The organism is Sinomicrobium soli, from assembly GCF_003285545.1.
Classification (GTDB): Bacteria; Bacteroidota; Bacteroidia; order Flavobacteriales; family Flavobacteriaceae; genus Sinomicrobium.
This window is the reverse complement of record NZ_QLNV01000007.1, coordinates 19,512-35,894: the sequence shown is the minus strand read 5'-3', so window position 1 is coordinate 35,894 and position 16,383 is coordinate 19,512. Positions and strand designations below refer to the sequence as shown.

Annotated in this window: 15 protein-coding genes; 6 read left to right on the top strand and 9 right to left on the bottom strand. The window is 47.1% G+C overall.

Annotated elements, in window-relative coordinates; all coding sequences use genetic code 11:
* Positions 1–34 precede the first annotated feature (34 nt).
* Complete coding sequence (locus tag DN748_RS10610) at positions 35–901, bottom strand: hypothetical protein (protein ID WP_146746595.1); 867 nt, start codon at positions 899–901, stop codon at positions 35–37.
* Between the two features lie 86 nt (positions 902–987).
* Entirely contained in the window at positions 988–1,962 is a 975-nt protein-coding gene (locus tag DN748_RS10605; RefSeq protein WP_112371787.1) for a bile acid:sodium symporter family protein, read from the bottom strand.
* A 331-nt stretch (positions 1,963–2,293) separates the two neighbouring features.
* Between DN748_RS10605 and DN748_RS10600 the strand changes: the two genes are divergently transcribed.
* Positions 2,294–3,226, top strand: a complete 933-nt coding sequence (locus tag DN748_RS10600; RefSeq protein WP_112371785.1) for a calcium/sodium antiporter — start codon at positions 2,294–2,296, stop codon at positions 3,224–3,226.
* Positions 3,227–3,472: 246 nt separating this feature from the next.
* Here DN748_RS10600 and DN748_RS10595 read toward each other — a convergent pair whose 3' ends face one another.
* Positions 3,473–4,504, bottom strand: a complete 1,032-nt coding sequence (locus tag DN748_RS10595; RefSeq protein ID WP_112371783.1) for a glutamine synthetase beta-grasp domain-containing protein — start codon at positions 4,502–4,504, stop codon at positions 3,473–3,475.
* Positions 4,505–4,980: 476 nt separating this feature from the next.
* Here DN748_RS10595 and DN748_RS10590 point away from each other — a divergent pair, with 476 nt between their 5' ends.
* From DN748_RS10590 to DN748_RS10570, 5 genes are all read left to right on the top strand, one after another.
* The gene (locus tag DN748_RS10590; RefSeq protein ID WP_112371781.1) at positions 4,981–7,167 is read left to right on the top strand and encodes a glutamine synthetase III family protein; all 2,187 of its coding nucleotides are present in this window, start codon (positions 4,981–4,983) and stop codon (positions 7,165–7,167) included.
* A gap of 166 nt (positions 7,168–7,333) precedes the next feature.
* Entirely contained in the window at positions 7,334–8,524 is a 1,191-nt protein-coding gene (locus DN748_RS10585) for an AIR synthase related protein (RefSeq protein ID WP_112371779.1), read from the top strand.
* Positions 8,525–8,570: 46 nt separating this feature from the next.
* Positions 8,571–9,644 carry a peptide chain release factor 1 gene (prfA, locus tag DN748_RS10580; RefSeq protein ID WP_112371778.1) on the top strand — a complete coding sequence of 358 codons (1,074 nt, stop codon included), beginning with the start codon at positions 8,571–8,573 and terminating at the stop codon, positions 9,642–9,644.
* 48 nt (positions 9,645–9,692) lie between these two features.
* Positions 9,693–10,508, top strand: coding sequence for an orotidine-5'-phosphate decarboxylase (pyrF, locus tag DN748_RS10575; RefSeq protein ID WP_112371777.1), 816 nt, complete (start codon positions 9,693–9,695; stop codon positions 10,506–10,508).
* Between the two features lie 36 nt (positions 10,509–10,544).
* Positions 10,545–11,342, top strand: a complete 798-nt coding sequence (locus DN748_RS10570; RefSeq protein ID WP_112371776.1) for an ABC transporter substrate-binding protein — start codon at positions 10,545–10,547, stop codon at positions 11,340–11,342.
* 560 nt (positions 11,343–11,902) lie between these two features.
* Here DN748_RS10570 and DN748_RS10565 read toward each other — a convergent pair.
* The 6 genes from DN748_RS10565 to DN748_RS10540 all read right to left on the bottom strand — a co-directional run bounded on the left by DN748_RS10565 (position 11,903) and on the right by DN748_RS10540 (position 16,335).
* A complete protein-coding gene (locus DN748_RS10565; RefSeq protein ID WP_112371775.1) occupies positions 11,903–12,616 on the bottom strand; it encodes a DUF4197 domain-containing protein in 714 nt (237 codons plus the stop codon).
* Positions 12,617–12,696: 80 nt separating this feature from the next.
* Positions 12,697–13,137, bottom strand: coding sequence for a lipocalin-like domain-containing protein (locus DN748_RS10560; RefSeq protein ID WP_161554538.1), 441 nt, complete (start codon positions 13,135–13,137; stop codon positions 12,697–12,699).
* Positions 13,138–13,214: 77 nt separating this feature from the next.
* Positions 13,215–13,691: a hypothetical protein gene (locus tag DN748_RS10555; RefSeq protein ID WP_112371773.1), complete on the bottom strand. Its 477-nt coding sequence runs from the start codon at positions 13,689–13,691 to the stop codon at positions 13,215–13,217.
* Between the two features lie 13 nt (positions 13,692–13,704).
* Positions 13,705–14,781 carry a Kelch repeat-containing protein gene (locus tag DN748_RS10550; RefSeq protein ID WP_112371772.1) on the bottom strand — a complete coding sequence of 359 codons (1,077 nt, stop codon included), beginning with the start codon at positions 14,779–14,781 and terminating at the stop codon, positions 13,705–13,707.
* Between the two features lie 106 nt (positions 14,782–14,887).
* The gene (locus DN748_RS10545; protein WP_112371771.1) at positions 14,888–15,268 is read right to left on the bottom strand and encodes a hypothetical protein; all 381 of its coding nucleotides are present in this window, start codon (positions 15,266–15,268) and stop codon (positions 14,888–14,890) included.
* 257 nt (positions 15,269–15,525) lie between these two features.
* A complete protein-coding gene (locus DN748_RS10540; protein ID WP_161554537.1) occupies positions 15,526–16,335 on the bottom strand; it encodes an AraC family transcriptional regulator in 810 nt (269 codons plus the stop codon).
* Positions 16,336–16,383: the final 48 nt, after the last annotated feature.

Sequence of the window (16,383 nt, the reverse complement as noted above, 5' to 3'; positions counted from 1 at the left end):
TCATAGCCGGTCTTTCAGGGACGATGTCGGTGGCTCAATCTTCCGGTAATCTGAATTCGTAAAGATTTCGTCCCGAACTTCCCTCTTCCTCGTCACTGACCAGAAGGGTGTGATTGTCGGTAAAGCAGAGTCCTTCCTTCTGGGAATAATGTTCCAGTGCTATGTTTTCCTTGCGGGTGGCCTTGAAGATATTGTCGTTTTCGAAACCTGAGAACAGCCATATATTTTCATGGCCCAGCAATGCTGCGGTTTTACCGTCGGGAGAAATGGCCGCGGCGGTAATTCTGCAGCGGTCCTTGTCCTTGCAGAAGGTGTACTCACCGATACGTTCGGCCAGGTGATGCCCGGGAACGGCGGGTATTTTATAGAGGTAACAGACCCCGTCAAATGGCTTGGAGCGGTTTTTGGTAAACAGGTAAAAGTAGCCCCCGGAATGGAAAAATGCCTCGGCATCAAAATACCTGTGTTTCTTTTTCGGGGGAAAATCTTTCTGTTCGGGATATTCGAAAGTGATTTTTTCAGCCTGTGCCGTGTTGCCGTGTATGTTGTTGACATCGGAAACCTTATATATGGCAAGGTCTTTTCTCTTGTTGTCATTATTGCCGAAGTCACCTATATAGAGATTGTTGTCCCTGTCTTTGGTCAGTTCTTCCCAATCGGTGTTTTCCGAATGCCGGATACTGATTTCCCGTAACAACGACCCGTCCCGTCCCACCTTGTACAGGGAGTTGTTGTTTCCCGAGTCATTGATAGCCCATACGGTACCGTCGCTCGAGGTACTTTCTATACCCGAATTCTCGCGGAGTTCCCTGGGAAGCCTTGTCACAACAGTGAGTTGCCCGTAATGGGTATTGCAACCTATTCCTGAAATGCACAGGATTATTATTATTAGCTTTTTCATGCGATAAATTTAGGGTAAACTATTTACAAATACCAGTTTTGGAGTAGCCTGAGCCGAGAGGCGTGAAGTGTAACCAATACCACGGCTTACCGATCCTGAGGCGATTTTCCGGCCATCTTGCTGGCGATGATACTCACCAGGAATATCTGCATGGCGTGATACAGCATTAGCGGTAGCAGTACGATACCGGCAATACCGGCGCCGGAAAAGAGTACTTTAGACATGACCGTACCGTGCACAAGTGATTTTTTTGATCCGCAGAACACTGCCGTGATACGGTCTTCACGATTAAAGCGGAGCGCTGTACAGATGAGGTGAATGCTTCCGTATACGAGACCGAACAGCAGCAGTGAAACAGTGATCAGTACAGCGATATCTGACCATTGTATCTGGCTGAAAAGTCCGGAATAAAAAGATTTTGCAAAGCTTCTGTATACGATGATCAGGATAATCGCCTTGTCAAAGAGACTGAGTTGACGGCCGTACCGGTCGGCGAGGCGTCCTGCATATTTCTGGAGCAGTATTCCGGTGATTACCGGGAGGATAACCTCGAAAGCCAGCTGGGAGTAGATATGTCCGAAATCCTGTGATCCCTGTGCCGGTCCGAGGAAAGGGGAAATCCATAAGGGAGTAATAATGATTCCGAGTATACCGGAAAGACTTGCATTGAAAATGGCTGCCGGAATATTTCCCCCGGCCATGGAAACCATGACTACCGAAGAGGAGACCGTAGAAGGAAGAACAGCCAGGAAAAAAACGGCAAGCCATAATGTGTGTTGTTCCGCACCCCGGAGAAAGGGATATGCCGCAAGTACCAGCAGCGGGAAAAGGACAAAGGTGGATAGTTGTACAACGATGTGAAGTTTCCAGTTGGCAAGTCCTTTTCGAAGCTTGTCCGGACTGAGCTTGAGCCCGTAAAAAAAGAAGATCAGTGATATTCCCGCACTGCTGATGGTTTGCAGCGGAACGGGGCTGTCATCCGTTCCGGCTTCCGGAAAGATTGCGGCCAGAGCCACACTTCCGGCAAGAGCAAGTACAAAAGGGTCTGTCCTGATATGCATAAATCTCTTTTTAAACCGTACAAAGATAGGTAAAGCCGTTCAGGTGAAGATTAAAAGAACCGGGAGGTTTTGTGCTGTTTTCAAAAGTTCTATCTTCGCACAACGTAATAAAAAAACTATCGTTAGTTTGTAAACGATGAAATGGTTTGAAGTCCGAAGTCGGGAGTCGGGATTGCGAAGCAGGAAGTCCGAAGTTGTCATTCAGAACAGCCTGTACCGAGCATCGGGAAAGTGAACCTGCCTGTCCGGCCGGCAGGCACTGCGGTCGGAATGACAAACTAACAACTAATAACTAACAACTAATAACTAACAACTAAGAACTAAGAAACTAATGAACCTTCTCTTTGTTATTATCGGACTGGTATTGCTGGTTATCGGGGGAGACTGGCTGCTTCGTGCCGCCGTAGGCCTGTCGTTACGGCTTCATATCCCGAGAATGGTGATCGGGATGACTGTAGTCTCTTTTGCTACTTCCGCTCCCGAACTTATCGTAAGTGTGAAATCTGCCCTGGATGGTTTTCCCGACATAGCACTGGGGAACGTCGTAGGCTCTAACATAGCCAATATAGGCCTGGTGCTCGGGCTTACCGTAATTCTGGGAAATATAGAGGTGCAAAAAAGCTTTTACCGGCTGGACTGGCCTGCCCTGATCATTACGTCATTGTTGTTTTTCGGCCTGATTTATTTCGACGGGGTACTTCAGCGATGGGAAGGGATTATCCTGTTTTCCGGCCTTATCCTGTTCCTGCTGGTGATGTTCCGCAGCAAGCAGGAGGTGCCGGATGAAGTTGCGGACATGGAAGGAAGTGTACCGGCGCCATTAAGAATTTTCCTGTTCCTTCTTATAGGAGGAGCAGCGCTCTGGGGAGGTTCAGAATTGCTGATCAGGGGAGCGGTAGGGCTTGCGGCCCATTACGGGGTCAGTGAACGCGTGATCGCCGTCACCGTTGTTTCCGTAGGTACCAGTGTTCCCGAGCTGGCAGCCTCCATCATTGCCGTATTGCGCAAGGAAAAAGCTATTTCCCTGGGCAACCTGATCGGGTCTAACGTATTTAATATTCTCGCAGTACTGGGTATAACCGCCATGATAACACCCGTAAGGGCAAGTGATGAACGCCTGATCCATTCAGATATCTTCTGGATGTTGGGATATGCCTTCCTGATATTGTTACTCGTCATAATGCCCAGGAACATGAGACTGGGCAAGCTGGAGGGGGTTATCCTGCTGGGGCTTTACGCTTGTTTTGTCTATCTGACGATTTAATGAGATAATGAGATAATGAGTGTGGTGTTGCCTGAATAACTCAATAACCTAATAACCAAATAACTTAATAACCAAATAGTACCGGCCGGGAGGGACTGCGTTCGGAATGACAAAGCACTATCTCGGGATGACAGGGAAAGCGGTCAGGAGGGTAAGGTGAAAAGTAAAACGCCGGTCTGAGAGTAGAGAAAGAACCGGCGTTTTGCTAATTATACACAAAAAACAGAATTGTAGGCCTGTTGCTGTTTATACGGCAACGGCATTATTTATTTCCACTGACTTTACAGTTTTGATGATTCGTGCTGCAATTTTATACGGATCGCCATTGGAAGCCGGTCTGCGGTCTTCCAGCCATCCCTTCCAGCCGCGTTCTACCGTGGCGATGGGAATTCGTATGGAAGCTCCGCGATCGGAGATACCATAGCTGAAATCGTGAATGGAAGCAGTCTCGTGCTTACCGGTCAGGCGCTGGTCATTATCAGCTCCGTATACTTCGATATGTTCCGTGACCACCGGACGGAAAGCCTCGCATACACTTTCATATACGGATTTGTCTGCGCAGGTACGCAGGATGTCGTTGGAGAAGTTGGCATGCATACCACTTCCGTTCCAGTCGAGCTGACCAAGTGGTTTCGGATGCCAGTTTACGGCTACTCCGTATTTTTCACAAATCCTTTCCAGGAAGTAACGGGCTACCCATACCTGGTCTCCGGCTTCTGCCGCGCCTTTCGCAAATATCTGGAATTCCCACTGTCCTGCAGCTACCTCGGCATTGATACCTTCTACATTGATACCGGCCTCAAGGCATACATCCAGATGCTCTTCGACGATCTCTCTTCCGTAAGCATTCTGAGCACCTACGGAACAATAATATTGTCCCTGCGGGGCAGGATATCCGTTAGCCGGAAATCCTAAAGGCTTATTGGTTTCAGGGTTCCAGAGGAAGTATTCCTGTTCAAATCCAAACCAGAAATCATTATCATCGTCATCGATGGTGGCCCTGCCATTGGAGATATGTGCTGTTCCGTCAGGGTTTAAAACCTCACACATCACAAGATAAGCGTTTTTACGCTGCGGGTCGGGACATAAGAATACCGGTTTCAACAGGCAGTCTGAAGAATTTCCTTCCGCCTGTTCCGTCGACGAACCGTCAAAAGACCACATCTCACAGTCTTCAAGTTTACCCGAAAAATCAGTTACGATTTTTGTTTTGCTCCTCAAGCTTTGCGTCGGCACATAACCATCTAACCATATATACTCAAGTTTAGCTCTGCTCATGTCATTTCATAATTTAAATTGAACACTAATATCTGAATGGTGGTGTAAAAGTAATATATTTTTAAATAACCCCCTTAAAAATATGGGGTATAATTTTATTTAATGATGTATTTTTGATTTTATGTGTGTTTTTTATGGGGTGTTGTTGAAATAATTGTAAAATATATTTTGTGTTTTTGTGATATGTGTATACATGAGAGTATTTGCAGTAAAATATAAAGGGTGTTGTTTGAATCAGGGGGTAAAACTAACGGATTGATATTTTTTTGTGTTATGCGGTGTTTTTTTACGGGGGTCTTCAATAAAAAAGCATCTTTTTTTTAAATTTGGACTCTTTCGTAGTGGTTCAGGCAGCTTTTGGGAAGCGTCCGATAGGAACAACCTGTAACGGCATGCAGGGGTATAGGTGAGTGAAATTATATAGTAAGTTAAGTATAGATGAATATCAAAAGAAATTAATAACCAACAAAAACTATATGGCAACAATTAGATTCAGAGCGATTCAGGCAACCTTCGGAAGAACAGCGGTTCCCGTACAGGAAACGGTAAGGCGTTCGGAACTGTTCGGAGAGAATGTATTTAACGAGGCATCCATGCGGCAGTTTATGACCAAGGAAGCCTTTGTCGGGGTGATGAGGGCGATAGAATTTGGTGAAAAGATCGACAGGAGAGTAGCCAATCAGGTTGCAGCTGCAATGAAAGACTGGGCCCTTTCTAAAGGGGCTACCCACTATACCCACTGGTTCCAGCCTCTCACCGGGGCCACTGCTGAAAAGCACGATGCCTTTTTTGAACCTATCGGTGGAGGCATGGCGATCGAAAAATTCGATGGCGGACAGCTGGTGCAACAGGAGCCTGACGCCTCGAGCTTCCCGAACGGGGGAATAAGAAATACTTTTGAAGCCAGGGGATATACGGCCTGGGACCCTACCTCCCCGGCTTATATCTATGCAGATACATTGTGTATCCCTACCGTATTCGTTTCCTATACCGGAGAGGCCCTGGATAACAAGGCCCCGCTTTTAAGGGCGCTTCAGGCCATTGACGTTGCTGCGACCGATGTGGCCCGTTATTTTGACAAGAGCGTGACCAAGGTAACGGCAACCCTGGGCTGGGAGCAGGAATATTTCCTGGTAGACAAGACACTGGCCTACAGCCGTCCCGATCTTGTACAGGCCGGCCGTATGTTGCTCGGGCATGTCTCTGCCAAGGGGCAACAACTGGACGATCACTACTTCGGTTCCATTCCGAACCGCGTAGTCAATTATATGCGCGACCTGGAAATGGAGTGTATGAAACTCGGTATTCCGGTAAAAACCAGGCATAACGAAGTGGCCCCCAACCAGTTTGAACTGGCACCCATCTTTGAGGAGGCCAGCCTTGCGGTAGACCATAACTCGCTCCTGATGGATGTTATGGACAAGACAGCCGACCGTCATAACTTCAAGGTACTTTTCCACGAAAAACCTTTTGCCGGTGTCAATGGCTCCGGAAAGCACAACAACTGGTCGCTCGCTACCAATACGGGGGTAAACCTGCTCAGTCCGGGAACAACCCCGATGAAAAACCTGCAGTTCCTTACCTTTTTTATCAATACCATCAAGGCATTTGACCAGTATGAGGAACTGATGCGCGCATCCGTGGCATCGGCGACCAACGACCACAGGCTGGGGGCCAACGAAGCCCCGCCCGCCATTATGTCCATCTTCATAGGAGAGCAGCTGACCAAGGTGCTTGAGGAACTTGAAGATGTGTCCAACGGTAAATTGTCGCCCCAGGAAAAAACGGATCTCAAACTGAACGTAGTAGGCAAGATCCCGGAAATTCTTCTCGATAATACCGACAGGAACAGGACATCTTCTTTTGCCTTTACAGGTAATAAATTCGAGTTCCGCGCCGTAGGCTCCAAGGCCAATTGCGGAAAGCCGATGACCCTGCTCAATACCATAGTGGCCAAACAGCTCGTGGAGTTCAAGAAAGAAGTCGATGCCCTGGTCAGCAAGAAAAAGCTCAAAAAGGATGAGGCCATCTTTAACGTGCTCAGGGAATATATAAAATCTTCGCGCCGTATCCGCTTCGAAGGTGACGGGTATAGCGATGCCTGGGAAAAAGAAGCGGGGAGACGAGGGCTAAGCAATCACAAGAATACCCCGGCAGCCCTCAAGGCCCTTATTTCCAAGAAATCAATTTCCCTTTTTGAGGAGATGAAGGTGCTGAACAAGGTAGAGGTTAAGGCGAGGTATGAAATAGAACTGGAAGAATATACCATGAAACTGCAGATCGAAGGCCGTGTACTTGGGGATATTGCCCGTAATCACGTGATCCCTACTGCGATCAGGTACCAGAATGTACTCATAGAGAATGTCAGGGGGCTCAAGGAAGTTTTCGGATCGGATTTCAAGAAGGTGGCTTCCGAACAGCTGGACCTGATCGAGGATATTTCAGGACATATAGCCGAGATCAATTCCAAGGTTACCGCCATGATCGATGAGCGCAAGAAAGCCAACGTGATCAAGAGTGCGGAACTGAAAGCAGAAGCTTACTGCGACAGGGTAAAACCTTATTTCGATGAAATACGTTATCACTGTGATAAACTCGAATTACTGGTAGATGACGAATTGTGGACCCTTACCAAGTACAGGGAACTGCTGTTTGTGAAGTAGTCTTTTGCAAAACTTTTTCAGATACAGGGAGCCCTTAACAGCGATAAGGTCTCCCTGTTCTGCTTGGAACCAGACTATGAACTGACAACTACCAACTAAGAACTTTTAGCACTGCCCTGCGAGTTCAGTATGAAATTGTGTATTTTTGCGGCAAATCAGATGTATTATGAGTGGTTCGGTAAGTAAACGGTATTCGCAAAGAGGGGTTTCGGCCTCCAAGGAGGATGTGCACAATGCCATTAAGAATATAGACAAGGGCCTTTTTCCGAAGGCGTTCTGCAAAGTGGTCCCCGACCACCTTACCGGCGATGAAGAATACTGTATCCTGATGCATGCCGACGGAGCGGGTACCAAATCTTCCCTGGCATATATGTATTGGAAGGAAACGGGAGATATTTCGGTGTGGAAGGGAATTGCCCAGGATGCCCTTATCATGAATATAGACGACCTGTTATGTGTGGGGGCTACCGATAATATACTGCTGTCTTCCACCATTGGGCGCAATAAGAACCTCATACCGGGAGAAGTGATCTCAGCCATTATCAACGGTACCGAAGAGCTTATTTCGGAGCTGGAAGCATTCGGGGTAAAGATCCACGCCACAGGCGGGGAGACGGCTGATGTGGGCGACCTGGTGCGTACCATAATCGTAGATTCTACGGTAACGGCAAGGATGCGCAGGAAAGACGTTATAGACAATGCCAACATCAGGGCCGGCAATGTAATCGTGGGCCTGGCTTCCTTCGGGCAGGCTACCTACGAAAAAACGTATAACGGCGGGATGGGAAGCAACGGGCTGACTTCGGCGCGGCATGATGTGTTTGCGGGTTACCTCGCGCAGCAATACCCGGAAAGTTTTGATCCGTCAGTGCCGGAAGAGCTGGTGTATTCGGGAGCGGTGAAACTCACCGACAAGGTAGAAGGCAGTCCGCTGGATGCGGGAAAACTGGTGTTGTCTCCTACCAGGACCTATGCCCCGGTAATCAGGAAGATCCTGGAGAAATACGGTCCGGAAGAAATTCACGGAATGGTACATTGCAGCGGGGGGGCACAGACCAAAATACTTCATTTTATAGATGATTTACATATCGTCAAAGACCGCCTCTTCGATGTGCCGCCACTGTTCAGGCTTATCCAGGAACAGTCGGGTACCGACTGGAAGGAGATGTACCAGGTGTTTAACTGCGGCCATAGAATGGAACTCTATGTAGACGAGGCCCTGGCTGCCGATATCATCGGGATTTCGGAAGAGTTCGGTATTGCAGCCAAGATCGTCGGGCAGGTGGAAGCTTCAGACCGTAAGAGACTGACCATAAAGAGCGGATTCGGGACTTTTGAGTATGGAGAAACGGTCTGAAATGACAAAAAAGTCTTAATTTCGCGAACCGAATGAACCAGAGTATATGTTAGACAGGTTAAATATAGTAAAACAACGTTTTGATGAGGTTTCAGACCTGATCATACAACCCGATATTATTGCCGACCAGAAGCGTTACGTGCAACTCAACAAGGAGTATAAGGACCTTCGTGTCATTGTGGAAAAACGGGAGGAGTACAAAATGCTGACGGACAATATTGCCGAAGCCGAAGAGATTATCGAAGACGGGAGCGATGCCGAGATGGTGGAAATGGCCAGGATGCAGCTGGAGGAAGCCAGGGAAAAGCTCCCTGCACTGGAAGAAGAGATCAAATACCTGCTGATCCCGAGAGACCCGGAAGATGCCAAAAATGCCATGGTAGAGATCCGCGCCGGAACCGGGGGAGACGAAGCGTCCATATTTGCCGGAGACCTGTACCGTATGTATACCAAGTATTGCGAGAGCCGGGGCTGGCGCGTGAACGTAGTGGATTTTAATGAAGGGACTTCGGGAGGGTTCAAGGAGATCATTTTTGAGGTCAACGGAGAAGATGTGTACGGAACGCTCAAGTTTGAAGCGGGAGTACACCGTGTACAGCGCGTGCCACAGACCGAAACACAGGGCAGGGTACATACGTCGGCGGCGACGGTAATGGTGCTTCCGGAAGCCGAGGAGTTTGATGTGGAGCTGGATATGGGCGATGTCAAGATCATCCGTACCACCTCGACCGGTCCTGGCGGACAATCGGTAAACACCACCTATTCGGCCATACAGTTACAGCACATCCCCACCGGGATAGAGGTGCGTTGCCAGGACGAGAAATCACAGCATAAAAACCTCGAAAAAGCACTTAAGGTACTGCGTTCACGCCTGTACGAAAGGGAGCTGGCCAAAAAACAGGAAGAAGATGCCGCCAGGCGGAAAAGCATGGTGTCCAGCGGTGACAGGAGTGCCAAGATCCGTACCTATAACTACCCCCAGGGAAGGGTGACCGACCACCGGATCGGGCTGACCCTTTACGACCTGCAGAACATCATCAATGGCGACATCGAAAAGATTGTCGGGGAACTCAAGCTGGTGGAAAATACCGAAAAACTGAAAGAAGGCGATGTGCTTTAAGCCTGCCGGTCTGCCTTACGAAAGGGTGAACGATAATATTGTACTACTATGACAACCCGGGAACTCATTGCCAGTATCCGCCGCAAACAATCATTTCTGTGTGTGGGGCTGGATGTCGATCTTAACAGGATTCCCCTGCATTTACTGGAGGAGGAAGATCCTATCTTTGCCTTTAACAAGGCGATCATCGATGCTACCCACGATCTCGCGGTGGCATATAAACCCAATATAGCCTTTTACGAAGCTTATGGAGTCAAGGGGTGGGAGGCCCTGCGGAAAACCATGAACTATCTCAATGCCCATCATCCCGGTATATTTACCATAGCCGATGCCAAACGCGGCGATATCGGGAATACTTCGTCTATGTATGCCAGGGCATTTTTTGAGGATCTCGGCTTCGATTCGGTAACGGTCGCCCCGTATATGGGCAGGGATTCCGTAGAACCTTTTCTCGCTTTCAAAGACCGGCATACGATCTTGCTGGCACTGACCTCCAACAGCGGGGCATTTGATTTTCAGACCCGGAAACTCGAAGGCAGGGAGCTGTATAAAGAGGTGCTGGAAACCTCGAAGAAGTGGAACAACAGCAGTAACCTGATGTATGTGGTGGGGGCTACAAAGGCCGAATACCTGGAAGATATCCGGAGGATCATTCCCGATAGCTTTCTCCTGGTTCCCGGAGTGGGTGCGCAGGGAGGAAGCCTGGAGGAAGTATGTAAATACGGGATGACTCCTGATGTGGGACTGCTGGTCAATTCGGCCAGGGCTATTATATATGCCTCGAAAGACAGGGATTTTGCAGCACAGGCCCGTAAAGCAGCCGGGGAACTGCAACAGCAGATGGAACATATCCTGAACAGGTAATTTGCCGGGAATGCCATTTCCGGAAACAGCATACTTATGGAGGTATTTAAAGATCAGCTGGGAAATATACTGCAACCGGAGCGTATCCCCCCGGTGCGCATAGTGTCGCTTGTACCTTCACAGACAGAATTGCTGTACGACCTCGGCCTGGAGGAACAAGTGGTCGGGATAACGAAATTCTGCGTACACCCTTATCATTTCAAGGCGGTCAAGACGGTTGTAGGGGGTACCAAAAAGGTACATTTCGACCGTATCAGGGAACTCTCTCCCGATATTATTCTCTGTAACAAGGAAGAGAATACAAGGGAGATGGTAGCCGAACTGAACAGGATAGCCCCGGTGCATGTATCCGATATCCGTACCATAGATGACACCCTCGAACTGGTGAAGCAGTACGGGCAGCTGTTTGCCTGCCGTACGGAGGCCTCGCGTATTACCGGTAAGATCAATAACCGGTTACGGGATTTCAGGGCCTTTATACGGGACAAACCGGTATTGAAAGCAGCGTATTTTATCTGGAAAGACCCCTGGATGGTAGCCGGGGGAAATACTTTTATAGATCACCTCCTTACCCTGAACCATTTCCGGAACATATACGGCGACCGGGAGCGTTACCCGGAAATCGAACTGAAAAAGATACGTATGGAGGGAGACCCGGAGATCGTATTGCTCTCTTCGGAACCCTATCCTTTTAAGGAAGAACACGCTTTTGAAATAGGAAGGTTTACCCACCATGCAAAGACGGTCTTTGTAGACGGGGAAATGTTCAGCTGGTACGGCTCCCGCCTGGCCAGGGCCTTCGATTATTTCCGGCAACTCCGGGAACGTCTTTGATGACTGACTACGAACTAAGGAACTACGAACTAACCAACTAAAAAAAGAGGCCGCAAGGCCCCTTTTTCCAAACTAACTAACTCAAATAATCATTTATGGGAGTTCAAACGAACAACACAAAATTCGGAATATTTAAAATATACACCGGTTAATTTTGCATTAGCAATTTATTAATTATCGGGGGAATAACCGGTGTACTTAATATATAATTAACACTTGTTGAGTTGTTGGGTTATTGAGTTATTGGAGTAATGCCTGGATACTATCGCCAGTTTGCAAACGACGAAATGATCGGAAGCCGGAAATTGTCATTCAGAACAGCCTGTACCGAGTATCGGGAAAGTGAACCTGCCTGCCGGTCAGGCAGGGAATCTCCACCCCGGCACACAGGAACTTCAACAGCATAAAGGGAACGCCGGAGATTCCTCCCCGACTAAAAGGTCGGGACAGGCACTCCGGTCGGAATGACAAAGCCACTGCACTCGGGTGCAATAACCAGCAACTAACAACTAAGAACTAAGAACTAATAATCCCACGGGCAAGTATGGCAGTTCCGTTTGTTATTTATCCTGAACGGCAAAAACCTTCCTCAACAGGTCCGTTGTTCTTGAGGATGCCTTGTTGCGTATCTCCTTTTCCTCTACCGAGATCATGGTAAACACGCCTTCCAGGGCCTGCCCGGTAACATAGTCGGTCAGGTCGGGGTTTACATTGCTGGTGAGGGGCAGGGTGTTGTATTTATTGATGAGGTTGGCCCAGACATCCGTAGCTCCCACCTTGGAGAGGGAATTATTGATAACCGGGGAAAACTTGTCGTACAACTGTTTTTCGGTAGTGCGCTGCAGGTAAGAGGTGGCCGCATTGTCTGCCCCCAGTAAAATGTCCCGGGCATCGGCAAAAGTAATCCCTTTAACCGCATTGACAAAAATGGGAGTGGCTTCCTTTACGGCATCTTCGGCAGCCCTGTTCAGTACTTTCAGCCCTTCGTCGGCCAGCTTGCCCAGCCCTACATCGCGAAGTGTCTTGTCTACCTTCTGCAATTCTGCCGGAAGCATGATCTTTACCATTTCATTTTTAAAAAAGCCATCCTTCTGTGTGAGCTTGCTCACCTGTTTCTTTATTCCCATATCAAGGGCCTGCCGGAGACCGGCGGCTATATCGGTATTGCTGACCGTCCCGGTACCGGAAGACGAAGGGATCTGGTTGACGACCTGTTGCAGTTCGGCACAGGAGAACAACAGGAATACGGTAAGGATGCAAGCTATTTTTTTCATACGAACATTTTTTTGGTAAAGGTACTGAAGTTGTCCGTAGTTTTCAATAGTTACTTCAAGGTTCGTCTTTTATGACAGGGCTACCTTTTTTCGAAAGTACCTTTCATTCCTCCGGTATTGATAATTTCTAATATCTTTCCATTCAGAGTGCTAATTTCGATAATATTTGCTGTGCCGTCTGATGTTGTCACCAGCAGTTTTTCGCCGCCGGAAATCAATTCATAGGATGCCGTGACGGTATTGCCCTTACATTCCGTCCCGTCCAATACATAGGTGCCTTGCAAGACCGTTCCGTCCGCTTCAAATTCATAATAGGTCTGCTTTTCACAATCGTTTTCCGGAAATTGTATCGTACCGTCGGCAGCCATAATCTTGATAAAATACCACTTTCCGAGAATAAGCTCCTCCGGGGCTGGTTCGGGTTCGGCGGTATTGTCATCATCGCTGCTGCACGCTGTCAGCACACAAATCAGTAAAAAGACAATTCCTGTTTTTAGAATATGGAAAACTGGTTTGTTCATAACGTTTAAAGTTTTTGTTCTCAGTTGCAGGTACTCTGGTTCAGACATCGAGTTAAAAGACGTAATAATCATTTCTTTTAGAATCGTGTATTTATTTGCTGTCCTGTTATTTCTTTAAAGTTGTTATTCGAATTGCTATCGTTGTTCAGGGGGTTGTCGTCTATATACAAGTCCGGATCAAAACTGATCTGTACTTTAAAACTGGGAGGAAACTCTTTAGAAACGCGCCATCCCTGATGGGTAAACTGCAGTTCTACGGTCTCGCCGGCATCCAGGTCTTTAAATTTCTTACTGATCAGTGTAATTGATTTTCCGGCAGCCGGTTTTTCAGTCAGATAGACCGACTGTTGTCCTTCCCCGGAGCGGAAGTCGTCTGCCACGTTTTTTATGACGGCTGTAAAATGGATGTTTCCCTCAAATTCCGAGGTTTTTTCAATCTCAAAATCAAAAGATGTTACTGCCAGATCGATCTGTGGGTCTGTATTGGTATCGTCGTCCTGGCAACTGTACAGAAAACCCAGTGTGCAAACAGCTAAAAGTAAAAATTGCTTCATGTTGTTATAATTTTTATTCGATTAAGGTTTTCGTCACAAAGATGGAAGAGGAAAAGGATGAATATTTGCCTTCTCCTAATGGTATAACTTCGCCGTTTTTCCAGTATTGAGCGCTGTAAGAACTTGTACTGCCGTTGTACACTGTTCCTGATATATACACATCATTTTCCTGTACGAAAATGGACGATGCCATGGTCGTAACATCCTTAGGTTTACTTATAATCTCCGGATCGCCGTTCTTCCAATAATATACGATCTCCTTTGAAGCGCCATACCCGCCTCCCACAACATGCACATTGCCTTCGGAAACATAAATGCCGGCGGCGTATTGATCCTCGGTACCTTCCTGTATAAGGGGCACGGGCTCCCCGTTTTTCCAGTATCGGGAACCAGAGGTTCCTCTTCCCGCCACATAGATGTCGTTTTCAGAAAGGAAAATGTCACTCGCATCACCGTGAATGGAACCGTCACTTAAGACCACCGGTGTGCCGTTCTTCCAGTACTTCGCCACATCGCGCGTGCCGTTGGATTCGGTACCGGCTACATAGACGTCGCCGTTGTGTACGGTAATAGATGTTGCACTTGCATCATAAGCCCCATTGGTCAGGGCTACCTGAGCACCATTTTTCCAGTATACAGCTCTGTAATTTGATCCCGGTTTTTCTCTGCCGGCTACATAAACGTCTTTCCCGTCCACAAAAATGGAATAGGCTTCGGCGGGGCTGGAACCGTCGCTAAGCGGTACGGCGGTACTGTTTTTCCAGTATTTGGCGACGCGATAAGAACCGTCGTGTTTTTCGGCCCCGGCCACATAGACCGTGCTGTCGGACACGGTAATAGCATGTGCATCTGCACTGTGGGTACCGTCGCTCAGTTCAATACCTTCGCCGTTTTTCCAGTATTTTGCAACATCGTGACTGCCATTGAATTCACTTCCGCACACGTATATATCGGTCCGATATTGTGGCTCGGACCCGGGATTGTCGTCGTCATTACTACAGCCCATTATCCATAAAGAGAGTACAGACAATACCGGAAACCACCGCAGTCTCCGTTTTTGTTTAACCGTTAACCATTGTAAAATTTTCATGTGTTAATATTTATTGTTTTTTCAAAGGTCATATGGAACATCCATATTATCATTCCTTTGCGTGATTAAAAACATAGTCATGGATGTTTCATCACAATCAAGTTTTTTAGAGATCGGAATAATCGGCCACATAAAGCGAAATCAATACGGCATTTGCCATCTGTGTGTCCGGAGGGCCAATATCTATGGTATATCCTTTGTGGAGATGAACGTAAATAACAGCGGGTATAGCCCCCTTTCCTGATGTTGTACGTTTCCAGTCGCTTCCGGAGGTATAGTCATTGTAAAAGTCGATGAGTTCCCGATGTTGTTTGTCCGGATATTTTACAGTCCGGTGCCCGGAAGTACCATCCCATTTATCGGTAATAACATCACCTTCTTCGGGATAAGGAATGGGAAACGCTTCATTTTTGAGCTGCTTTTTTGTACCCTCAGATCGGCCTGAGCAGGAGATCGACAATTCACCGGCAAACAAAAAAATGATCAAAAAACAATATTTTGCGTTCATTCGAATATTTTTGGGTTAACAGTATATACAAGCAGGATGATATCAATCCCGATGGCTATTGGTTTCTATACCATAGATCAATGTCTGTCCGTACAGCAGTCTGCCCCACGAGCACAGAGTAATCCTGCCTGCCGGCCAGGCAGGGAATTTTCAGTCCTGCCTGAAGGAATTTAATCAGTAAGGCGAATATAGATCAGTAAAAAATGCGGAGATTGTAAAAATTCGAAAAAAGGGAATTACAAGATAATTTTCCTGGTAAGATGGCTATTTGCCAAATGGATTTTGGAAGGAGAATACCCAAAAAAGGCTTTAAAGTCTCGTATAAAATGAGCCTGGTCAAAAAAGCGGTAACGGTAAACCAATTCACCCCATTCGACATGACTGTTTTGAAGTATAGACTGATATACGGCAATAAAACGGGAAATGCGGCAGTATAGTTTTGGAGAAACGCCTATCATTTCTTTAAAATGACTTTCCAGATATCTTTGGGACATTCCGACTTTTTGGCAGAGTTCATCAATGCGGATATGTCCTTCACAGGATTGAATAATCTTACACGCCTCATCAATATTAGGGGAATAAAGAAACGGAGCTTTAGCAGGTATTTGCTGCAACAGCCATTTTTCTATATGAACCAAGGCTTGTTTTTGGCAGGGATCTGTTTCTTCCAATTGAGCGTTCAGTGTTTTTGAGGCGGAAAAAACATCAGTAAAAGGTACGATCTGATTTAGCAATTCGTGTTGTGGAATGCGGAACAATTGTGCTGCTCCCGTAGCCGTAAAAGAAACGACGATCATTTTGATAAGCGGTGTCAACGGCAGAAGTGAAATGTGCTTGCATATATAACCGTGATAGCTCAAGCTAAAGTCATAATCATTATCATTGGAGCTAAATACCTTTGGGTTTAACGTAAAAGCAATAGTATTGTAGCCAACCGGATGTATATCCAGAGGAGCGGCGTTGGGTTTGGCCTCCAATTCAATATAAAAATACCCCTTTACATAAGGACGTAATGCAGGATCAGGAAGTGTAAAAGAAATCAGCATGTTCGTCAGTATAAAGAACAAATATATGTAAATATTTAGCGGTATCAT

Coding starts and splice junctions, on each gene's coding strand:
- DN748_RS10570 (WP_112371776.1), top strand. CDS start 10,545: ATGGAGGTATTTAAAGATCAGCTGGGAAATATACTGCAACCGGAGCGT.
- DN748_RS10590 (WP_112371781.1), top strand. CDS start 4,981: ATGGCAACAATTAGATTCAGAGCGATTCAGGCAACCTTCGGAAGAACA.
- DN748_RS10565 (WP_112371775.1), bottom strand. CDS start 12,616: ATGAAAAAAATAGCTTGCATCCTTACCGTATTCCTGTTGTTCTCCTGT.
- DN748_RS10550 (WP_112371772.1), bottom strand. CDS start 14,781: ATGAAAATTTTACAATGGTTAACGGTTAAACAAAAACGGAGACTGCGG.
- pyrF (WP_112371777.1), top strand. CDS start 9,693: ATGACAACCCGGGAACTCATTGCCAGTATCCGCCGCAAACAATCATTT.
- DN748_RS10610 (WP_146746595.1), bottom strand. CDS start 901: ATGAAAAAGCTAATAATAATAATCCTGTGCATTTCAGGAATAGGTTGC.
- prfA (WP_112371778.1), top strand. CDS start 8,571: ATGTTAGACAGGTTAAATATAGTAAAACAACGTTTTGATGAGGTTTCA.
- DN748_RS10595 (WP_112371783.1), bottom strand. CDS start 4,504: ATGAGCAGAGCTAAACTTGAGTATATATGGTTAGATGGTTATGTGCCG.
- DN748_RS10555 (WP_112371773.1), bottom strand. CDS start 13,691: ATGAAGCAATTTTTACTTTTAGCTGTTTGCACACTGGGTTTTCTGTAC.
- DN748_RS10585 (WP_112371779.1), top strand. CDS start 7,334: ATGAGTGGTTCGGTAAGTAAACGGTATTCGCAAAGAGGGGTTTCGGCC.
- DN748_RS10605 (WP_112371787.1), bottom strand. CDS start 1,962: ATGCATATCAGGACAGACCCTTTTGTACTTGCTCTTGCCGGAAGTGTG.
- DN748_RS10540 (WP_161554537.1), bottom strand. CDS start 16,335: ATGCTGATTTCTTTTACACTTCCTGATCCTGCATTACGTCCTTATGTA.
- DN748_RS10560 (WP_161554538.1), bottom strand. CDS start 13,137: ATGAACAAACCAGTTTTCCATATTCTAAAAACAGGAATTGTCTTTTTA.
- DN748_RS10600 (WP_112371785.1), top strand. CDS start 2,294: ATGAACCTTCTCTTTGTTATTATCGGACTGGTATTGCTGGTTATCGGG.